Genomic DNA, 19879 nt, shown 5'->3' with positions numbered 1-19879 from the left:
GAGACAAGACATTTATAAAATCTTGCTTCTTCTCTCTAAAATTATCTTATTTATTAATTGATGAATTCGTTTTAGACTCTTCTAATTTAATCGCGCTTAACTCTTTTTTAGCTTCATCAACCACATCCGGATAATCTGTAAAGTTGTTAATCACGTTATCTAGAATATAAGTTGCCTGATAGCTGTCTTTTAAACCGTAGAAGTTTTTCGCCATTAAAACCAAACCTTTTGCTCCGTAATATTTGTAAGCAGAATAACTTTTGGCTAGTTTTTGAACCGCAGTATTTGATGCTTCAAATTTCCCTTCTTTTGTTTTAAAGTAAGCATCATAATACAATGCTTCGGCTGCTAATTCTCCTTTTGAAGTTGTAGACAATTTTGCATAAGCTGCTTTAGCTTTGTCTTCTTCTCCTGTTTGAATAGCCGCACGTGCTACAATAATTTGTGCATCGGCTTTTACGTTGGCATCAGATTTAGGATTTGCTAATACTTTTTCAGCCGCAATTACTGAATTATCATAGTCTTTTTTATCATAATAACATTTCATCAGGTTAGCCTGAGCAAAGTTTTTATTTTGAGGATAATCTGCTTCACTTTCTAAACGAACTAAAACCGGAATTGCTTTATCACAATCTTTTGCTTTTAAATAAATCTGAGCCAGTCTGTTTAGCGCCTGCTCTGTAAATTCGCTTCTTGGCTGTTCGATTACATATTGGTAATTAGAAACTGATTTAGTTTCAGAACCTTCTGCATAATACAATTGTGCTAAGTAAAAATTAGCTTCTAAAGCGTGTAAACCAGCAGGGAATTTGCTTATATAACCTGCAAAACCTGTAATTGTAGCTTTGCTGTTGCTTTGGCTGTATTGTTTAAACGCAGCATCGTAAGTATCATTATCCAGTTCTGCATCTGTAACCGAAACGAAATCTAAAGTTTTAACCCATGTTGCATATTCATCTACTCTTCCTGAATCAACATAAATTAATCTGGCTGTAGAAACAGCTTCAAGAGCTTCCGGCGTTTTTGGGAACTCAGCAGCTACTTTTTTGAATTTTGCCAATGCCTGTTCGTCACGATCTGAATTGTAATAAATTAAACCTTGTTTTAAGATTGATTTTGAGGTAAACGAACCGTTTTTGTATTCTGAAATTAACTGATCGTAAGTTTTAATCGCTAAATCATTCTTTTTATCAGCCACATACGTATTTCCTAATTCAAATAAAACATCATCGCGGTATTCTGATTTTTTATACATTTTCAGGAAATTGTTCAGCTCACTGATTTTCTGATCATTTTTAGACATAAAACCGTATGAAAGTGCTTTTTGAAACTGAGCATAATCAGCATCGACGCTTTTTCCGTCCATTGCTTTTCCATACGCTTCCATTGCCTGCGTGTATTTAGAATTCACAAAACGCGAATCTCCTAAACGCAGGTACGAATCATTTAAACGTACTTTATCTTCTTTATTATTGTCAATCTGTGCCTGAAATGAACTGGCAGCCTGATCATATTCTTTCAATTTAAAATACGTATAACCAATATTGTAATTGATGTTTTTGTATTCGTCTGTAGATTTTGCAGCCGGAAGTCCCGCAAATTGTTTGTAAGTCAGCAATGCATTCTGCATATCGTCATTAAGATATTCCGTTTCTGCTTTCCAGAATGTAGCGCGTGCAGTAAATTCAGGCGTTTTTTGTTCGCTTGCAGCGCTTTTAAACATTTTTCCGGCTTCAGTATAATTCGATTCATTATACAATTCAACTCCTCTGTAAAAAAGTACTTTTTGATACGCCGCTTTATTTTCGGCAGTTCTGTTTTTTTCTAATAATGCTAAAGCTTCTTTGTAGTTTTTAGTCGAAATATAAGAATCGACTAAAAGTTTTTCTACTTCTGCCCTGTTTGAATTGTTTGGATATTTTTTTAAGAAATCAAGTAAAATTCCCGGAACGGTTTGATATGCGTTTCCAATATCATAACTCACTTTAGCATAATTTAAAGCTGCATCTTCCTGAATTTGTGCATTAAAATCCATTTCAGATGCATTCTTAAATGCATTTAAAGCTTCTTGTTTTTTACCTGTATTTAAATAACTTAAACCTAAATGATAATAGGCATTTTGAGCTACGAAATCTTTCCCTTCAATAATTTTATTGAATTGAGAAATCGCTTTTTCGTAATTTTTCTGTTCGTAATACGCATAACCTAACTGGTAGAAATCGGTATTATTCCATTTTCCTTTTTTCCCTGCGTATTGCTCTAAATACGGAATGGCTTTATCGTATTGTTTTAAATTGAAATAACTTTCACCAATAATTTTATTCAATTCCGATTTTTCCATTTCATTTGATTTCGCCATTGCTTTTTGGCCTAAATCAATTGCTTTTTGGAAATTTCCTAGTTTAAAATTCATATCAGCCTGATAGTACGAAAGTTTCTCTTTGTATTTTTCTTCGCCCGAAACCTCATCAAAATACTTCGTTGCTTCCTTGTAATCATCGCCTTCATAAGCCATAAATCCTAAATAATATTTGGCCTGCGAACCGTATTCTGGAGAGTTTACGACTTTATTAAAATACGTTGTGGCTTCTTTTTTCTTTTTAGCATTAAAATAACTGTATCCTTTCTGGAAATTAAATTTATCCGATTCTTTTTTGCTCATGTAGCTTTCATCTACTTTGTCAAACCACTGCAAAGCTTTTGGATAATTTCCTTGCTCAAAGAAATACTGTGCCACTTCAATATATGCCTGATTTTGTTTGGTGCTTGTTGGGTAATCTTCTACGAATTTTTCCATCAAAGCATCGGCATTTGCCTGATTGGTTCTAATTGCACAGTTTGCGATATAATAAGCACAGTCTGATTTTACTTCTTCAGTTGCTGCGTTATTTTTTACATACTCAAAAATATGTTGTGCCGAAGCGTATTGTTTGTCATTATATAAAGCCAGTGCTTTGTCAAAATCCTTTAATTCGTAAGTATAAATAGCTGATTTTTGTGCCGAAGCTATAGTCGAAGTAAGGATAATTTGGAATAAAAAGAACCAGGAAAGTCTATGCATTTTAGTTATATTTAATATTCAAATTTATCATTTTATACCGTTTATAACGAAACGTTTCTTGAATTTATTATGAACAAAAATGCAATTACAGACATTTAGGCGCATTATAAAAAATAAATCTGAGCTTTATAACAAACATAAGTTATTATAAGCGAGCAGCTTTTAACATATCCGTTAAAATGAATATCTATTGCCTTTATCATTTAAATTTTCATTCCTTTTTCTAGAATTTTTCTTAAGAAATGATTGAAATTTATTTTGAATCCAATCGTTATCTTATTACTTTTACCATTCAAATCAATTTTATTATGTCACAAACCGTACTATCTCTTAAAGAAGTCACTATATATCAAGAAGGAAGAAAAATTTTATCTCATATTAATTTGGATGTTCAACATGGTGAATTTATCTACATCATCGGGAAAACAGGTTCCGGAAAAAGCAGCTTCTTAAAAACTTTGTACGCTGATCTGCCTTTAACTGAAGGTGAAGCTCATATTGTTGACTTTGATTTGGCAACTTTAAAAGAAAAAGATATTCCGTACCTGAGACGTAAAATTGGTATTGTTTTCCAGGATTTCAAATTACTTCCGGACCGTTCTATTAAAGACAATATGCTTTTTGTTCTTAAAGCAACCGGATGGGTTGAAAAAGAAGCAATGGAATACAAAATTGATGAAGTTTTGGATAAAGTTGGAATGAAAGATTTCCTAAACAAAATGCCACACCAGCTTTCCGGCGGTGAACAGCAGCGTGTTGCCATTGCGAGAGCTTTGCTTAACGATCCTGAATTTATCCTTGCCGATGAACCAACAGGAAATCTTGATCCGCAGACAAGTTCTGAGGTTTTAGAGGTTTTAAAAACGATCAATGCCAATGGTAAAACTATTATCATGGCGACTCACGATTATGCTTTGTTGATGAAATTCCCATCGAAAACATTAAAATGTGAAGATGAAAGAATTTTTGAAGTAGTGCAAAGAAGCGTGTAATGCTTTCTATTTTAATTCCGGTTTTTAATTATGGTGTTTTAGGGCTTGTTTTAGAACTTAAACATCAGGCTGATAATTTAGGAATTGAATATGAAATACTAGTTCAGGAAGATGCCGGCAAGAGATTTATTGAAGAGAACAATCAGATAAATCTTTTAGAAAACTGCCGTTTTTCTATCAACCAAGAAAACTTAGGAAGAGGTAAAAACCTTAATTTATTATGTTCTAAATCAAAATATGAATATGTTTTGATAATGGAAGCTGATGCTTTGCCAGAAAACAAATCATATCTTAAAACTTATATTGATTCAATAGCAGAATCTCCTGATGTAATCTTTGGCGGTGTGAAATATCCTGTTGATATTCCTTCAAAAGAAAAAATACTACGCTGGAAATATGGGAGAAATAGAGAAATAAAACCCCTAAATCAAAGACTAAAAAACAATTACGATTTTGTATTTACTTGGAATTTACTTTTAAAGAGAAAAATTCTTTTGCAGTTTCCTTTTCCAGAATTTATAAATGAATACGGTTACGAAGATCTTGTCTTTATAAAAAATCTGCAGTTAAATTCTGTTCCTGTTACCCATATTGAAAACCTGCTGGTTCATTATAATAATGAAGACAATATTGACTTTATTAAAAAGACCGAAAGAGCTGTTAAAAACCTTCATAATTTAATTTCTTCTCAAAAAATAGATACCAAAGACATTAAACTAAGCAGGGTTTGTGTAACTTTAAAAAAGCTTCATTTAGCGGGAATTTTTAAATTAATTTACAAAAAAAGTAAAAAGCAGATTCTTAAAAATTTAACCTCAAAAAATCCTAATTTATATCTTTTAGATTTTTATAAATTGGGGTATTATTGTGATTTAAAAGAATAAACTATTATGGCATTTTTTTCTGTTGTTATTCCTTTATTCAATAAAGCTGCTTATATTGAAAACACCATAAGAAGTGTTCTCAATCAAACTTTTACAGATTATGAAATTATCATAGTAAATGATGGATCTACTGATGAAAGTGAAGCTGTTGTACGCAGAATTAATGACAACAGAATCCAGATTTGTAATCAAAAAAACCAAGGCGTTTCTGCAGCCAGAAATCTTGGCATTGAGAAATCAAAAGGAAAACTTACAGCCTTTATGGATGCAGATGATTTTTGGTTTCCAGATCATCTACAGGAATTAGCAAATTTATATCATGATTTTCCAAATTGCGGCATGTATTGTTCACGTCATAAAATCAGAACTTCTAAAAATCACTTTCAAATTCCTGTTTACAACGCAATAGATATTTTTTTTAGAGGAATTGTTCCTGATTATTTTTTCTCAAACCGACCTTTTAGAATTACCTGGACTTCATCTTTAGCAATTCCCAGTGAAATATTAGAAAAAACCGGAGGATTTACTTCAGGAATAACAAATGGTCAGGATTTAGAATTATGGACCAAAATTGGCATTAAATATCCTGTTGCCATCACAAATAAAATAACGGCTGTTTATAATTATAATATTCCAGACAGTCTTGCTAAAAAACATATAGAGTCAAAGAAATTAATGGATTTCGAACAGTTTAAACAATCCGAAAAAGAAAATCCATCGCTTAAAAGTTTTCTTGATTTATACAGAATAGAATACGGTCTGCGCTATTATATTTTTGGAAATAAAGAAAAAGCCAATTTTTATTTAAAAGATGCAGACCCGCAAAACATTACTCCAAAAATTAAATTAATACTCAAAATGCCTTCTGTTTTTTTGCGTTTCTTTTTAAGATTAAAAAATACTTTAAAAAAATTTGGGTTTGATTTTTCTATTTACGATTAGCATATTCCAGAAATTCATCAAAATCACGAATATAATCTTCTTCTATATAAACTTCAGAAGCTACCACCAGACAAATTGAACCCGAAGAAAAATTCCTGAGTTCCCGCCAAATCCCTGAATTGATTAATAAACCTTCATACGGCTTGTTTAAAGTAATTATCTGCTCTTCTTTTCCATCATTTAAAACAACATCAAAACTACCGCTTAAAGCAACCAAAAACTGCTGCAAATCTTTATGAGCATGTCCGCCACGCTCTGATTCCGTTGGAACATCATATAAATAATAAACCCTTTTTATATCAAAAGGAATAGTCTCATTTTCTATTACAGATAAGTTCCCTCTTCGTTCCTCAATTTTAGGAATTGATATAATTTGTATTCTGTTATTATTTATTTTCATGTCGCGTTCTTTCAAATTTTTCATGTCCGTTTTTTGCACTTTTAAGAACGGTTTTGATATTTCTAAAATTTATTTTGTTTTGTTTTAAGTCAAAAAACATTTTAATAAACAGCCAAACAATATATTTCTTTTTAAAGATTCTCGAAAATAAGGCACCTTGTATATAATATTTATCCGTTATATTTATTTTTTCTGAAGAAGTAGGATTTTCATGCATCGCAATCACTTGAGGATCAAATACAAGTTGTTTGTTTTTTGCTTTCAAGTCAGATAAAAAAACGGCTTCCTCTCCCATTTCAAAAACTGCTCCTAAACCAAAATTTTCATCAAACCGAATTTGAGATGCGTCAATAACCGTTTTATTCAACGTCATTTCTATTGAACTCACATTAAGAATATGGAAACTGTTTAAATTAACTTTAGAATTAGAAGGATATTTTTTAATTAAGTCCCCAATTGAATTTACAGCCGAAAATTGTATTACAGCAGCTGCTGGGAATTTATTATAAGCATCTGTTATTTTAGTTATAAATCCTTCCTCATACACAACATCATCGTCAGCAATGACCAAAATTTTTCCGAGAGCATTTTCAAGAGCTAAATTTCTGCTTTTTGATAAACCTTTTTCAAACGAGTTTATAACTCTTATATTAGAATAACCTGAAGTTAGAATTTTCTCACCTTCGGTTTGGTTCACAATTAAAATTTGAAAAGCAGAAAAATGAGAATATGGAAACATTGGAATTAAAAAATCCAAGGAATCCTTGTTCATTGTCGAAATTAAAATTTCAATGTCAGTTATGTTATAAATCTCTTTCAAATATTTTTCAGCTTAAACAAATGTAATTTTTTTTTGCCCTTAATAAAATGTAATTCTGTTTTGTTTTTTAATTGTTTTACATTTACTTTTCTTTTTAACGATCACGGTTTATGCGCATTTTACTAATTGGAGAATACAGCCTTTTACATAATTCTTTAAAGAAAGGATTGACTGAACTAGGGCATGAGGTTATTTTGACAGGAAATAGTAATGGCTACAGATGTTACCCTGTAGATTACGATTATGAGGCTGTGTTTTTTAAAAAAGAAATTTTTACCATTCCCAGAAAAATTATATTCAAACTATTCAAATTTGATTTAGCTAGTTTAGAATATGGCATCCGTTTTTATTTGTTTCTTTCCAGATTAAAAGATTTTGATATTGTACAATTTGTAAATGAATCTTCTATAAAAACAACTAAACGATTTGAGCTTTATTTGATAAAAAAAATAATAAAAAATAATAAATCTATTTTTTTATTATCATGCGGATTAGATTATATGACTCTTAAGTTCTACACCGAAAACAAAGACTACAAATCTATTTATCAGCCTTCTGTAAAAAACCCCTCTAAAGAATTCAACTGGTTTTACGATTATTTCAAAAAAGGGCATATTAAAATTCACAACTATATGATGAACAATTTTAATGGATTAATTGCAACTGATTTTGATTATGCAGATGCTGTGAAAAATTATACCATTTTTTCTGGTTTTATTCCTTATCCAATAGATGTTGCCAAACTCGCTTTTAAGGAATTAATCATTAAGGATAAAATAATTATTTTTTTAGGCATCAACAAATACAGCTATAATCAAAAAGGAATAATTTATTTTGAAAAGGCGTTAAAACTTATAGAACAAAAATATCAAGACAAAGTAGAAATCATAATTACAAATACAGTTCCTTATCCTATTTATATTGATTTATACAACAAAGCTCATATTCTTCTTGATCAAGCTTTTAGCAGAGATCAGGGTTACAACGCACTTGAAGCAATGGCAAAAGGAAAAGTCGTATTCACTGGTGCCGAAAATGATTTTACTGAATACTATAAAATTACCGAAAGAGTCTGTATAAATGCTCTTCCTGATGTTGATTATTTGGTTCAGGAGTTATCTTTTTTAATTGAAAACCCGGATGAAATATTAGCAATAGGAAAACGAGCAAGAGCTTTTGTAGAGAAAGAGCATAATCATTTAAAAATTGCTCAAAAATATCTTGACGTTTGGAATAAAAAAGGAGAGTAATAACTCTCCTTTAGATACTTTAGATACTTTAGATACTTTAATATTAAAATTTAATTACTTTTTTGCTTCAATAATTCTTTTACTTGAGTTTTTAATTCCTCAATTTCTTTATTTTGCTGAATCAAGTACAAGGTTAATTCTTCAATTTTTTCTTGTTGAATTTTTGAAATCTCTCCTAATTTCAAACCATTTTCGATAACTTCTTTAGCTGAAGGTACATTTTTTAAATGTCCATTTTGAGCTATATAACTTTCTACTTCTTTTAAGCTTTCCAACTTATAATCAGGACTAAAAACATAATCGGCCCAAGTATTATATACCTTTACTTCTTCTGCTCTGATTTTTCCTTTTACCGAAAGTCTATACAAATCATTTCCATCTGTAAAATTTGAAGTTCCAATACCTATATTTGAAGCAAAATAGCCTGTACCATTTACAGCAAGAGTATTAGAATTGGCCGTATCAGGAAGCCACTGATCATAACCAATTTGTAATCTACTGTTGATTTGTGAAACACCATCAGTTAAAGCCGCCGGTATAGAGCATAGCCAGATGTTTTGTTTGTTATCTCTCGCTAAATTTAATGAAGGATATGGCATTCCGGAAATATCATTTGAAATTCGCAATCCAACATCTGTTATACCGCTTAAACTTGAACCCGTGACTGTTCCCCAAGCTTTAAATAATTCAAAATTTTTACCAGCACTAACTGTTTTTCCATTTATTGCTAAACGATAAAATTCGGTATTAGCTGTAGGTATTGCTGTTGGATTCGAAGAAATAGGGTTTGTAAATGTCTTTTGCCCTGCTAATATCTGAGTTCCTGTTGTAACTAATCCCGTTGTAGATGCACCGGCATAAGGAATATTCAAGGTTATAACAGGAGTTGTGGTACTGTTTGTTACTGTAGAATTGACATTGGTTCCCGAAGTCCCAATAGTTAATGCACCAACCGAAGTGACTGTTCCTGTTTGACCAAAAGAAGATATTGCAGCCAGAAGCAACATCAATGATAAGATATTTTTTCTCATAAATTGTTTTATTTTTATTAAGTAAATATCTACTAAAATAAAAAATAAAAACTATGTTTCACAAAAACTTATAGATTTCTTAAAATATAACAAACAAAATTAAACAAAGAAGCAAAGTTCTCCGAAAAAAATTGAGTAAAACAACTATTTATGTTAACACCGTAATTTTAATATTTTCAAAACTTCATTTAACTCCTCTAACTTCATTAACCAGGAAATAAGTAAGTAGACTATAAAACCAAGTATAACTCCAAAAAATAATTGCAGTACAAGATTATCTATAAAACAAGTCATCACAAATACTATAACTGCCATTACTATTGTTGCAAAACAAAATGGCATCATTTCTTTTAATTGTTTTATAGCTCCGTAGCCATAGAACTTGCCTGGTAAGTATGCATTTACCACAAAAAACACAGCCGAGGTAACAACATGTCCAATTACTATAGATTTTACTCCAAGAGGAATTGTAATTACCATAGCCAGAATTGTTAATGGCAGCTTAGACAAATCTACTTTTAGAAATAAATCTGAACGTCCTACTGCATTTAATAAATTTAAATTAAGTGAACTCATTGGAAGAAAAACACGTGAAAAAACTATCCATTGTAAAAGAGGAATTAAAGAACTCCATTTTTCTGTAAGTAGTAATATCACAATGGGTTTTGCCAGTAAAGCGATAAGAGTCATTATAGGAATAATAAGAAAAGCCGACATCCGAATCATTCTACTATAAATAGAAATTAATTTTTCTTTATTATGCTGAACTGCAGCAAGTATAGGAAATGTGCTTTGCTGTAAAACATTAACAATAGTACCCGCAGATATATCTGCAAAACTTTTAGCTCTTGTATAATATCCTAATGAAGTGCTGGAATAAAATTTCCCTAAGCAAATATTATAAATATTATTTAATAATTGAGCATATAGACCCGCTATTAAAAGTTTTGAACCATAACCAAATAAAGAATTAAATGATTTTTTTGAAAAAGCTATAGAAGGTCTCCAATTACTTACAATCCATAAGTAAATTGAAGAAACCAAAGAACTTGTCAACAATTGAATTACTAACGCCCATACTTCAAATTCGTTTATAGCTGCTATGACACCGCATAATCCACCTATAACCATTCCAATTACATTACTCTTTGCTATAGATTTGAAGTCAATTGCAATTGTTAATTTGGTTCTTTGAACTATTGCAAAGGCATTTAAAAACAAGATTAAACTCAAAATCCTAGTTATATCAGTTAAACGCGGCTGATTAAAAAAAGAGGAAATAAACGGCGCTAAAAAAAATAAGATTAAATAAAAAAAGCTGCTTACAATTAAATTGAATATAAACAGAGTTGAAAAGTCGATCTCTGATCTAGACTGACGTTGAATCAATCCTGTACCCAGTCCGCTTTCAATAAAAGTTTGTGATATCGCTATAAATATATATATGATTCCTATTAACCCAAAATCTTCCGGCATTAAAATTCGAGCAAGCATCACACCCACTATAAATTGCCCTATTTGAACGGCAAATTTATCAACTGCTGACCAAAAAATCCCTTTTGCTGCTACTGATTTTATAGAGGTATTGTACATTACTAAATTTTATTTCTAATTTGACTCTCCAAGTATTCTAATATGTTTTCAGATCCAGTGCGTTTATTTTCTGGAATTAGACTACTTTGTACAAAACTATTTCGTTCTTCTTTCATCCAGTCATTTTCATTCAATACAACATTTTCAATAAAATCTATCAGTTGTTTTTTGCTTCGAGATTGATAATGCACCATTATCGCTTTTTCTCCAAAAGCATTCCAATGCTCCATAACCGATTCATCCCTAACCATAAAAAGTGCTGGTTTTCCTGTAACAAGATATTCGGCCATAAAGGAACCACAATCATGAATTAGTGCATCGGATGTTAAAAACAGATCTGTGTATTCGCCATTTTCACACTGACCATTTAAAAGGTTTTCCCATTTATTATAATACATATCCGTTCTTTCCTTACCCCAATACTCTTGCTCTAACTTAATTCTTAATAAATGATGCGGTTTAAATGCAATTTGTACTTTATCACTATACTTATCTGCCAATTCAAAAAAGAAATCATAATATTCTAAAAAATTTGCCACCTTATTCCAATCTGTTACCGCATGATGCGGTGCCCAAATTATTTTTTTTAAATTAGAATTTGAATTTTTCCAAACAATATTATTTAGATTTTTATTAATTAATAACTGATCAAAACCAGGATAACCTGTTAAAACATTATTTATTCCCTTATTTTTTTGTTTTTGCAAAGCTATTTGATTATGGATGGGAGTTTCAGAAAAAATTTTCCAAACAAGATTGTGAAATTTTAAATTATAGATAAAATCATAATTAACTGTCATAATAGCATAAGGTACATAACAGGTTAACGTTTGTGAAAACTCTTTTATATAATATCTATAGTCCTGTAAACCTTCATACGGATTGGTAAAAAAAATAATATCCGGAGAAAAAGTCTTTTTAATATCTAAGTATTCTTCTGTTCTGTTATCGTAGGTTTTAATAACATTATATCCTCTTTTTTTAAATGCCTCGTATGATTTATTCATTTCAAAGAACATATTTTCTTTACCAAAATTTACAGCTGGACAAACAAATATTTGAGGTTCAAATCGAGAATGCTCTAACATTAAATTAAATAACACATCGTATTTCCAAACAGATTCATGGATCAAAAAAAAGGCAACTTTTATCTTTTCCTTTTTTTTAACAATTTCAAGGGCTTTTTGATGTCTTACAGGTGCTTTCTTAATTTGATACCAATCATTCAGTGCTCGTAATTTTGTAAAATTATAAACCTTGATAAGCGAAATCCATATTGTTTCGGGAACGTATTTTTTAAGAGCTAATTTTAATTTTGCCATTTTTATTAAATCAAAATTAATATCTATTTAAAACGGCAACAATAAAATCCACTTCAGATTCCGTTAAAACCGGACTCATTGGCAGACTTAAAACTTCGTTATGGATTTTTTCTGTTATGGGAAAAGACAATGTATTCCAATCCGGAAAAGCTTTTTGCTTATGTGGCGGAACTGGATAATGAATTACGGTTTGAATATTATGCTGTGCTAAATATTCTTGTAACTTTTCTCTTTTTTCTGTTCGGATAACAAACAAATGAAAAACATGATTATTTGATAAATCCCAAAATGGCAATTCGATTTTATCGTTTTTTATTTCATTTAAATATCGTTTTGCAATTGCTCTGCGTTTATCATTATCTGAATCTAAGTTGGGTAGTTTCAAATTCAAAAATCCAGCTTGCAATTCGTCTAATCTTGAATTTAAACCAATATAATCGTTATAATATTTTTTTTCTGAACCATAATTGCGAAGTGAAAAAAGCACTTTTGCTAACTCAGAATCGTTTGTAGTAATAGCACCGCCATCACCAAGACAACCTAGATTTTTTCCTGGATAAAAACTGTAAGCAGATGTTGATTTTAGATTGTAGATTTTAGATTTTAGATTTTTTTCTACGCCGTGAGATTGTGCGGCGTCTTCAATTATTAAAAGATTATTTTTATTGCCAATTTCATTTATTTTGTCAATTTCTGCGGATTGTCCGTATAAGTGAACAGCTAGAATGGCTTTTGTTTTTGATGTGATTTTCTCCAGAATTAAATCGGGATTTATGTTGTAGGTTTCTAATTTTGGTTCAACCAAAACCGGAATTAAATCGGCTTGCAAAATAGCCAGAATACTGGCGATATAGGTATTTGCCGGAACTATAACTTCGTCTCCTTTTTTGAGTTTCCCGAGTTCGATATAGCCCTTAAAAATTAAAACCAAAGCATCGAAACCATTCCCTACTCCTATGCAGTATTGGGTTTGGCAATATTCGGCGAAAGCCTTTTCAAATGTTTCTAATTCCTTTCCTAAGATATACCAGCCGTTATCTAAAACTGTTTTCAATTTTTCCTGAAAAGCAGTTTCATAGGGTTGATTAATTTTTTTTAGCTCAAGAAATGAAATCATTAGTTTTGATTTTTAGACAAAAATACCATTTAACTTGGTATAATTTGAAGTTTCGACTTCATAAAAATCATGAACAATGGTACTTGCTCCAAAACTTTCTTTCCAATATGTCAATCCCTCGTTTAGATTTTTCCCTTGATTTTCATTTGAAATTCCGAAATCAAAATAGCGCTTATCAGCAAATCTTTTGTGAATTAAAAAATGAAAAAGATAATCCAAACTTCCTAAGTTTTCCGCATTAGGATCTTTTGAGATGTACTGACAGTGTGCAGTAGTTTCCGTCTCAAAAACGGTAGTACCTCCAACAATTTGATCTTCAAAATAAACATTAAACTGATGAATGTTTTGAGGGAAAAGAGATTTCAAATAATTTATTTCTTCAACTGAATGTACTGCCTTTGCATTATGTCTTTTTTCTAAATTAGGAACCAAAATTTTATTCCAAAATAATTCTAAATTCAGCTCCTCCTTAATAGTAAGTTTATTTGAAAGCGCTTTTTTAATACCTCTTTTTCTAATCTTTGAAATTGATTTTTCCTCTGATAAGTCAATAACCGAAAGCGAATCTCTACGAATTAGTTTTGCCTCAGCTAAAAATAAAGTGTATAAAATTTCTTCGGCTGGTTTAAGATGATAAATTGATGGAATCGTTTTAAAATATAATTTCTCAAAGCGATTTTCATTCAAAAAAAAAAGAAGATTCTGAAAAATTTCAATTACAGAAGATTGTCTAGTTTCTTCTTTATAAACCAATCCGCCATACGTAAGTCCTTGATGAGAATAAACCGTGTTTCCATTTTTGTTTGCCGGTAAAATGGCTCGCAGTTTTTCTTCTTCAAAAATTAAAAGTGAAAAATCATCAAAACGATCTTTATGATATTCCATAAAATTACGATGAAATAAAAACGTTGCATTTTTGGCCTGACTAACAAAGTCATTCCAAATTTTGTAATCGTTTTGATCGTATTTTTTTACAGTAAGATTTTTCATTTTTCTGTCGCAGATTTTACGGTTTCAATGATTTAAAAAACCTATTTAATCCGTTTAATCTGTGGCTAATATATCTAATTAAATTCTATTTATGTTCAAAAGCACGCAGATACCATTTGTATTTTACTGCCAGTAAACGAATAGAAATTATTACAATCGAAGTTACTAAATACAATATATCGTCTTCCAAATTTAGTTTACGAAGTCCAAAAAATACAATGCCTCCAAAAATGCATATCGTAGCATAAATTTCTCTTCTAAAAACAGTTGGAATCTCATTGCACAAAATATCTCGTGTCACGCCTCCAAAACAAGCCGTCATGGTTCCTAACGCAATACATATAACGGGATGCAGTCCTGTTAAAAGACCTCTTTCCAGACCTATCAAAGTAAAAACTCCCAAACCAATGGTGTCAAACAAAAACAATGAAGTTCTGAGTTTATCAAACTTTTTTCTAAAAATAATAGCCAGAAAAAAACCTAAAATAATCACATAAACATATTGAAGGTTCATCATCCAGCCTACCGGAGTTCTGCCAATTAAAACATCGCGGAGTGTTCCGCCTCCTACAGCCGTAACAAAAGCAATTATAAAAACCCCAAACGGATCGAGTCTTTTATGCATCGCTGTTAATGCACCAGACATGGCAAAGGCCATTGTACCAATAATATCTAATAAATGAAACATTTTTTCTTAAGTTACAAAGATGCAAAGGTGCAGAGATTTTAGTATTTCTCCTATTTTTTTAGTGGTATTCTACTTCAAGTATTTATTTATCTTTTAACGTAAATAGGGCTTCTTTTTAATAAATAGGTAATAGAATCCATCCAGCTGTCTTTTACTGCCAGAAAAGGTTTTCGGGTTTGCGAATAAATTTTTGTGGTGTTTTTATACATATCAAAATAAACAGTGTAATAATAATAAACCTGTGTATTTGCGGTTGTAGTCGAAACATCGTTGGTTTTTACTTTCTTATTATTGTCGCTTACTTTTGCATTTCCTGAATTGTAAGTAGTCGAAGTCGTGCCTGAATTCATGGTATACGAAACTTTTGCAGCGACAATATTATCAACGCCCAGTATTTTTTCAAGATCTTCAATTGGCGTTTCATCAATGTTAGTATGATCAATTCCGGCTTTATGAAGCAGACTGTTTGTTGTTCTTAAATCCTGAACTGTTAACGGTAAAATATTAGACGATTTATCTATCAGCTTATTATAAAGATCATTTTGAGCAAACTTTGCCATGTCTTCTGAACTTTCCTGATTGTCTGCATTTAAATAAGGAACGGGAAGCACTGCAATTGTATTCTGCTTTATTTCTGATGCTGCAACAACGGCCGAAGAATCACTATTTCCCTGACTTACATTAAAAGTCTGCGAGCGTCCGCTGGCAAAATCAATTCTGGCTATCTGCGAAACATCAAGAGAAATTGTAAGGGTTTCTCCAGGAAGAGAATATTCTACAGTTTTATCAGATATTTTAGAAATGGTTCCTTCAATAATCTGATAATCTCTTTTTATAATTTTATCCAGCTTTTTTCCGCCTTGGGCGAAAGCAAAAACAGAAATAAATAACATCAATAATACGGCAGTAAGCTTTTTAATTATCATAGCATTTAAATTTTAGTTTCCTTATGTTGGTTTTATAAAATCAAGTTTGTTAAAATTATAAAATTTAAATGATAATCACGTTAAGAAAAACACATACAGCGTTTTAACTGCATAAAATTACATATGCTGCGTATAGAAATTGTAATCTTTTAAAACTACACGAATAAAATCAGAGTTATTTCCGGATTGATTTTTAATTCCGGCAACACTTTCAATTTTAGCTACCAGTTTGTAAATGATTTCATGATCGTTTTTTGCCAGGGCTCTATGAAATGTTTCTTTAATAATTCGCATATCATTATCTGATAATTTAATTACCAAAGGATAAGTCGGCACATAAGCATCGCCAATTTCTTCTAAGATAGTATGACTAATATTGATTTTGTTTTTCAGAGTAATTACTGCCGTTCCTGCCACCATATCGCCCAAACGCTGCGCTTTTTTACTTGAAATAATCGTAACTAAAGCAACAAGACCGTAAAAAGAACTAAAGTCGATTATTCTGAAAAACCATCGCATTAAATAATCGCCAAAACCTGCCTGATATCCGTCTATTTTTACGACTTTTATCTTCACAAGTTTTTTACCAAATGACTGACCTTCAAAAATGCTTTCCAGAGTTAATGAGTAAATCATCCATGGAATAAAAAGTACAATAAAAACAGCGGCTCTGGACCAAGTATCTAAACTATCCAGCGCCTGACCAAGGTTCAGCCAGCTGAAAACAATTAATAAAACAACGATTACATAGGAAATTTTAATGCCCAAATCTATGAAATAAGCACCCATACGTTCGCCCGGCGTTGCAGCAATAAAATTTATTTTAACATTTTGTGTCGTATTAATAGATAATTCTGACATATTTCATATTTTAGCCCTCAATGAGAGAAGTTGCATTTATAAAACAAAATAAAGAAAAATGGCTGGAATTTGAGCTAGCTATTTTTGGTAAAGCTAAGAAAAATCCTGACGAATTAGCTAATTTGTACATTCAATTAATGAATGATTTGTCGTACGCACAAACCTATTACCCTAAAAGTAAGACAGTTGTCTACTTAAATCATCTTGCGTCGCAGATTTACCAAAAAATTTATAAAACCAAACGCACCGAAAAAAACAGAATTGTTGAATTCTTTAAAACCGAAGTGCCTTTATTACTTTACGATTACAAAAGATATCTGCTGTATGCTTTTGTCTTGTTTTTTTTCACCGTTGCCATGGGCGTGGTCTCCGCGCGTTACGATCAAAACTTTGTTCGTTTAATATTGGGTGATGAATACGTTAATATGTCTTTGGAAAATATCAAAAAAGGAAATCCAATGGCAGTTTACGGATCGGGATCAAACTGGGGAAGTTTTATCGGCATTACCATGAATAACCTTTATGTAGGAGCAAGATGTTATTTATACGGCATTTTTGGCGGTATTGGAACGTTTTATATTTTTCTTCAAAACTCGTTAATGCTTGGGTCTTTTCAGTATTTCTTTTACGAACAAAATGTTTTCTGGCAAAGCGTCCGAGGTATTTGGATTCACGGTTCCATGGAAATTTTTGCTATTGTAATCGAATCTGCTGCCGGATTTATTTTAGGAGCTTCAATCTTATTTCCTAAAACTTTTTCGAGAATGAATTCGTTTAAAATTGGTTTTAAAAACAGTTTTAAAATATTCTTAAGCACTTTTCCTTTTACAATCAGTGCAGGATTTCTCGAAGGTTTTATTACAAGGTATTCAATCGATATGCCCAATTGGTTAAGCAGCAGCATTATATTAGTTACACTTGGAATAATTTCATTTTATTACTTAGTTTATCCGTTTATTGTTCATAAGAAAATCCAAAAAATAACAGCCAAATAGAATTAATACAAACCAGTAATGAATAGAATTTTCTTTATTTTATATTTTCTTTTCTTTTGCGGTATTACAAACGCACAGGATTCTTTGCTGACGGAAGAACCTCCAAAAATTGATTCAGTTAAGTTTACCGAAAAAGATATTCAAATTGATTCTGAATCAGTTGAAGCAAAATATTTCCCGAAAAACTTCCAAAAAAAATACACTGATTCTGATTTTGTTTACGAACAAAAAGCGCCGGAAAAAAATCTTTGGGACCGTTTTAAAGACTGGATTGCCAGCCTGTTAAGAAAACTTTTTTCTTTTAACGATCCGCAGACTTCCTTAAATGTTGCAGTAATGCTGCTTCGCATAATTGGCGTAGCAGTTATTATCGTCGTAATTTATTTAATTGTAAAAGCCATTATCAATAAAGAAGGACAATGGATTTTTGGCAAAAACGCTAATAAAAGAAACGTTTATTACTCTGATCTTGAAAAAAACATCCATCTTTTAGATTTTGAAAAATTAATCAAAGAAAGTCTTGAAGCCGGAGAAAAACGTACTGCTGTGCGATACTATTATTTATGGCTTTTAAAAACAATGGCACAGCACAATTATATTGAATGGGATATCGAAAAAACAAATTCAGATTATTTATACGAAATTCAAAATCCTAAACACAAAGAAGAGTTTACCTACCTGTCTTATCTATACAATTATATCTGGTATGGCGAATTTGAAATTGATGATACTACATTCAATAAAACCGAGAATAGATTTAAGAATGCATTAAAAACCTTTAGCTGATGAGTAAAAACATTAAAATATACATAGCTGTTTTGGTTTTTATATTAATCTTAATTCTAATTGGAGATTACAACAAACAAAAAACAATCGACTGGCGTCCAACCTACTCTGTCAATGACAAAATTCCTTATGGGTTATATGTTTTTGACAAAGAAATTGGCGGTATTCTTAAAAATCAAAAAATTGAAAGAATTCCAGATATCACGCCGTATGAGTTTTTAGATTCAAAATATAATGAAGACACACTTGTTGAAACTTATACAGTAAAAGGAACTTTTATCAATATTTCGCAGCAAAATAATCTTGACGATCAGTCGGCAAAAGAAATCATGTATTTTGTGTCTCACGGAAATAATGCTTTTTTGAGCATGACAAATTTTCCTAAAACATTATTAGACAGCTTAAAATTTGAATATTCGTCTAACTTACTGCAGACCAAAGATGCTTCGGTATGGATGGCAAACAAAAAACTAAGTTCAAAAATATACAAATCAACAAGTGACATAGCCGATTATTTTTCTAAAATCGACACCTTAAACACAACCGTTTTAGGCTACGAAGGAAATCCGAAGTACAAAAAAAATATCAACTTTATAAAAGTGCCTTATAAAAACGGATATTTCTTTTTACATACAAATCCGGTTGCTTTTACAAATTATAATCTGCTCAAAAAAGACCGTTATCAATATACCGAAAAGGTGTTATCCTATATTCCTAAAGGAGATGTTTTTTGGTACACAAAATCGCCAAATGATGAAAATATATCAGCTTCGCCGCTTCGATACATTTTCAGCCAGCCGGCTTTAAAATGGGCTTGGTATTTATTCCTAATTGGAATGTTAGTTTTTATTTTGTTCAACGCCAAAAGAAAACAGCGAATTGTTCCTATTTTACAGCCATTGTCTAATTTAACAATCGATTTTACCAAAACAATTGGAAACCTGTATTATCAGGAAGGCGATCACAAGAATATAATTGATAAAAAAATCATTTATTTCTTAGAAAGAATCAGAACCGAATATTTAATCGATACTACAAAATTAGATGACGAGTTTGTAAAAAAACTGCATCATAAAACCGGTAAAGACGAAAAAGATATTCAGGAACTTGTACTTTTAATCAACGAATATCGAAATAGTTACCATGGAAATATCGAAGCGGATCTAATCCGAATTAATAATGCCATAGAAAAGATTTTACATTAAAAAACAGAATACTCAA

18 protein-coding genes are annotated in these 19879 nt (G+C 31.0%); 7 read left to right on the top strand and 11 right to left on the bottom strand.

All coding sequences use genetic code 11. The annotated features are described in order from the left end of the window. Positions 1 to 46 precede the first annotated feature (46 nt). Positions 47 to 3061 carry a tetratricopeptide repeat protein gene (locus tag ACTJIW_RS16140; protein ID WP_440714874.1) on the bottom strand — a complete coding sequence of 1005 codons (3015 nt, stop codon included), beginning with the start codon at positions 3059 to 3061 and terminating at the stop codon, positions 47 to 49. A 308-nt stretch (positions 3062 to 3369) separates the two neighbouring features. Between ACTJIW_RS16140 and ACTJIW_RS16135 the strand changes: the two genes are divergently transcribed. From ACTJIW_RS16135 to ACTJIW_RS16125, 3 genes are read left to right on the top strand one after another with little or no spacing between them, the layout of a single operon-like run. Next, positions 3370 to 4053: a cell division ATP-binding protein FtsE gene (locus ACTJIW_RS16135; RefSeq protein ID WP_044048293.1), complete on the top strand. Its 684-nt coding sequence runs from the start codon at positions 3370 to 3372 to the stop codon at positions 4051 to 4053. Further along, a complete protein-coding gene (locus tag ACTJIW_RS16130) occupies positions 4053 to 4937 on the top strand; it encodes a glycosyltransferase (RefSeq protein ID WP_440714873.1) in 885 nt (294 codons plus the stop codon). Before ACTJIW_RS16135 ends, ACTJIW_RS16130 begins: the two co-directional genes overlap by 1 nt. A 6-nt stretch (positions 4938 to 4943) precedes the next feature. Further along, entirely contained in the window at positions 4944 to 5879 is a 936-nt protein-coding gene (locus ACTJIW_RS16125) for a glycosyltransferase family 2 protein (protein WP_440714872.1), read from the top strand. Here ACTJIW_RS16125 and ACTJIW_RS16120 read toward each other — a convergent pair. After that, positions 5866 to 6279, bottom strand: coding sequence for a sugar 3,4-ketoisomerase (locus tag ACTJIW_RS16120; RefSeq protein WP_440718459.1), 414 nt, complete (start codon positions 6277 to 6279; stop codon positions 5866 to 5868). The genes ACTJIW_RS16125 and ACTJIW_RS16120 overlap by 14 nt on opposite strands. Next, positions 6266 to 7051, bottom strand: a complete 786-nt coding sequence (locus ACTJIW_RS16115; protein ID WP_440714870.1) for a glycosyltransferase family 2 protein — start codon at positions 7049 to 7051, stop codon at positions 6266 to 6268. The genes ACTJIW_RS16120 and ACTJIW_RS16115 overlap by 14 nt, the downstream gene beginning before the upstream one ends. A 158-nt stretch (positions 7052 to 7209) precedes the next feature. Here ACTJIW_RS16115 and ACTJIW_RS16110 point away from each other — a divergent pair, with 158 nt between their 5' ends. Beyond that, positions 7210 to 8349, top strand: coding sequence for a glycosyltransferase family protein (locus ACTJIW_RS16110; RefSeq protein ID WP_440714869.1), 1140 nt, complete (start codon positions 7210 to 7212; stop codon positions 8347 to 8349). A gap of 50 nt (positions 8350 to 8399) precedes the next feature. Here the strand turns inward: ACTJIW_RS16110 and ACTJIW_RS16105 are convergent, their stop codons facing one another. From ACTJIW_RS16105 to ACTJIW_RS16070, 8 genes are all read right to left on the bottom strand, one after another. Next, the gene (locus ACTJIW_RS16105; RefSeq protein WP_440714868.1) at positions 8400 to 9380 is read right to left on the bottom strand and encodes a hypothetical protein; all 981 of its coding nucleotides are present in this window, start codon (positions 9378 to 9380) and stop codon (positions 8400 to 8402) included. 153 nt (positions 9381 to 9533) lie between these two features. Then, a complete protein-coding gene (locus tag ACTJIW_RS16100; protein WP_440714867.1) occupies positions 9534 to 10973 on the bottom strand; it encodes a lipopolysaccharide biosynthesis protein in 1440 nt (479 codons plus the stop codon). A 2-nt stretch (positions 10974 to 10975) separates the two neighbouring features. Continuing rightward, positions 10976 to 12295 (bottom strand): CDP-glycerol glycerophosphotransferase family protein, encoded by a 1320-nt coding sequence (locus ACTJIW_RS16095; RefSeq protein WP_440714866.1) that lies wholly within the window; start codon positions 12293 to 12295, stop codon positions 10976 to 10978. 16 nt (positions 12296 to 12311) lie between these two features. Then, positions 12312 to 13412, bottom strand: coding sequence for a DegT/DnrJ/EryC1/StrS family aminotransferase (locus tag ACTJIW_RS16090; protein ID WP_440714865.1), 1101 nt, complete (start codon positions 13410 to 13412; stop codon positions 12312 to 12314). A gap of 12 nt (positions 13413 to 13424) precedes the next feature. Beyond that, positions 13425 to 14402 (bottom strand): GNAT family N-acetyltransferase, encoded by a 978-nt coding sequence (locus ACTJIW_RS16085; protein WP_440714864.1) that lies wholly within the window; start codon positions 14400 to 14402, stop codon positions 13425 to 13427. An 85-nt stretch (positions 14403 to 14487) separates the two neighbouring features. Beyond that, entirely contained in the window at positions 14488 to 15090 is a 603-nt protein-coding gene (locus tag ACTJIW_RS16080; protein ID WP_012024302.1) for a trimeric intracellular cation channel family protein, read from the bottom strand. A gap of 86 nt (positions 15091 to 15176) precedes the next feature. Next, positions 15177 to 16016, bottom strand: a complete 840-nt coding sequence (locus ACTJIW_RS16075) for a hypothetical protein (protein ID WP_440714863.1) — start codon at positions 16014 to 16016, stop codon at positions 15177 to 15179. A gap of 117 nt (positions 16017 to 16133) precedes the next feature. Then, entirely contained in the window at positions 16134 to 16877 is a 744-nt protein-coding gene (locus tag ACTJIW_RS16070; RefSeq protein WP_440714862.1) for an RDD family protein, read from the bottom strand. Between the two features lie 20 nt (positions 16878 to 16897). Here ACTJIW_RS16070 and ACTJIW_RS16065 point away from each other — a divergent pair, with 20 nt between their 5' ends. Genes ACTJIW_RS16065 through ACTJIW_RS16055 form a run of 3 tightly spaced genes read left to right on the top strand, consistent with a single transcriptional unit; the run spans position 16898 to position 19863 of the window. Then, positions 16898 to 17872 (top strand): stage II sporulation protein M, encoded by a 975-nt coding sequence (locus tag ACTJIW_RS16065; RefSeq protein WP_012024299.1) that lies wholly within the window; start codon positions 16898 to 16900, stop codon positions 17870 to 17872. Between the two features lie 18 nt (positions 17873 to 17890). Then, a complete protein-coding gene (locus ACTJIW_RS16060) occupies positions 17891 to 18658 on the top strand; it encodes a DUF4129 domain-containing protein (protein WP_121361878.1) in 768 nt (255 codons plus the stop codon). Then, complete coding sequence (locus tag ACTJIW_RS16055) at positions 18658 to 19863, top strand: DUF4350 domain-containing protein (RefSeq protein WP_440714861.1); 1206 nt, start codon at positions 18658 to 18660, stop codon at positions 19861 to 19863. Before ACTJIW_RS16060 ends, ACTJIW_RS16055 begins: the two co-directional genes overlap by 1 nt. The last annotated feature ends 16 nt before the right edge of the window (positions 19864 to 19879 follow it).

This window comes from Flavobacterium sp. 22659 (assembly GCF_052044235.1).
GTDB classification, from domain to species: Bacteria; Bacteroidota; Bacteroidia; order Flavobacteriales; family Flavobacteriaceae; genus Flavobacterium; species Flavobacterium johnsoniae.
The sequence above is the reverse complement of the archived record's forward strand: the minus strand, read 5'-3'. Positions and strand labels throughout refer to the sequence as shown.

Bases quoted from the DNA above. Each gene is read 5' to 3' on its own strand.
- ACTJIW_RS16105 (WP_440714868.1), bottom strand. From the start codon at position 9,380: ATGAGAAAAAATATCTTATCATTGATGTTGCTTCTGGCTGCAATATCT.
- ACTJIW_RS16115 (WP_440714870.1), bottom strand. From the start codon at position 7,051: ATGAACAAGGATTCCTTGGATTTTTTAATTCCAATGTTTCCATATTCT.
- ACTJIW_RS16125 (WP_440714872.1), top strand. From the start codon at position 4,944: ATGGCATTTTTTTCTGTTGTTATTCCTTTATTCAATAAAGCTGCTTAT.
- ACTJIW_RS16080 (WP_012024302.1), bottom strand. From the start codon at position 15,090: ATGTTTCATTTATTAGATATTATTGGTACAATGGCCTTTGCCATGTCT.
- ACTJIW_RS16055 (WP_440714861.1), top strand. From the start codon at position 18,658: ATGAGTAAAAACATTAAAATATACATAGCTGTTTTGGTTTTTATATTA.
- ACTJIW_RS16070 (WP_440714862.1), bottom strand. From the start codon at position 16,877: ATGTCAGAATTATCTATTAATACGACACAAAATGTTAAAATAAATTTT.
- ACTJIW_RS16100 (WP_440714867.1), bottom strand. From the start codon at position 10,973: ATGTACAATACCTCTATAAAATCAGTAGCAGCAAAAGGGATTTTTTGG.
- ACTJIW_RS16060 (WP_121361878.1), top strand. From the start codon at position 17,891: ATGAATAGAATTTTCTTTATTTTATATTTTCTTTTCTTTTGCGGTATT.
- ACTJIW_RS16135 (WP_044048293.1), top strand. From the start codon at position 3,370: ATGTCACAAACCGTACTATCTCTTAAAGAAGTCACTATATATCAAGAA.
- ACTJIW_RS16065 (WP_012024299.1), top strand. From the start codon at position 16,898: ATGAGAGAAGTTGCATTTATAAAACAAAATAAAGAAAAATGGCTGGAA.
- ACTJIW_RS16075 (WP_440714863.1), bottom strand. From the start codon at position 16,016: ATGATAATTAAAAAGCTTACTGCCGTATTATTGATGTTATTTATTTCT.
- ACTJIW_RS16110 (WP_440714869.1), top strand. From the start codon at position 7,210: ATGCGCATTTTACTAATTGGAGAATACAGCCTTTTACATAATTCTTTA.
- ACTJIW_RS16090 (WP_440714865.1), bottom strand. From the start codon at position 13,412: ATGATTTCATTTCTTGAGCTAAAAAAAATTAATCAACCCTATGAAACT.
- ACTJIW_RS16130 (WP_440714873.1), top strand. From the start codon at position 4,053: ATGCTTTCTATTTTAATTCCGGTTTTTAATTATGGTGTTTTAGGGCTT.
- ACTJIW_RS16140 (WP_440714874.1), bottom strand. From the start codon at position 3,061: ATGCATAGACTTTCCTGGTTCTTTTTATTCCAAATTATCCTTACTTCG.
- ACTJIW_RS16085 (WP_440714864.1), bottom strand. From the start codon at position 14,402: ATGAAAAATCTTACTGTAAAAAAATACGATCAAAACGATTACAAAATT.
- ACTJIW_RS16120 (WP_440718459.1), bottom strand. From the start codon at position 6,279: ATGAAAATAAATAATAACAGAATACAAATTATATCAATTCCTAAAATT.
- ACTJIW_RS16095 (WP_440714866.1), bottom strand. From the start codon at position 12,295: ATGGCAAAATTAAAATTAGCTCTTAAAAAATACGTTCCCGAAACAATA.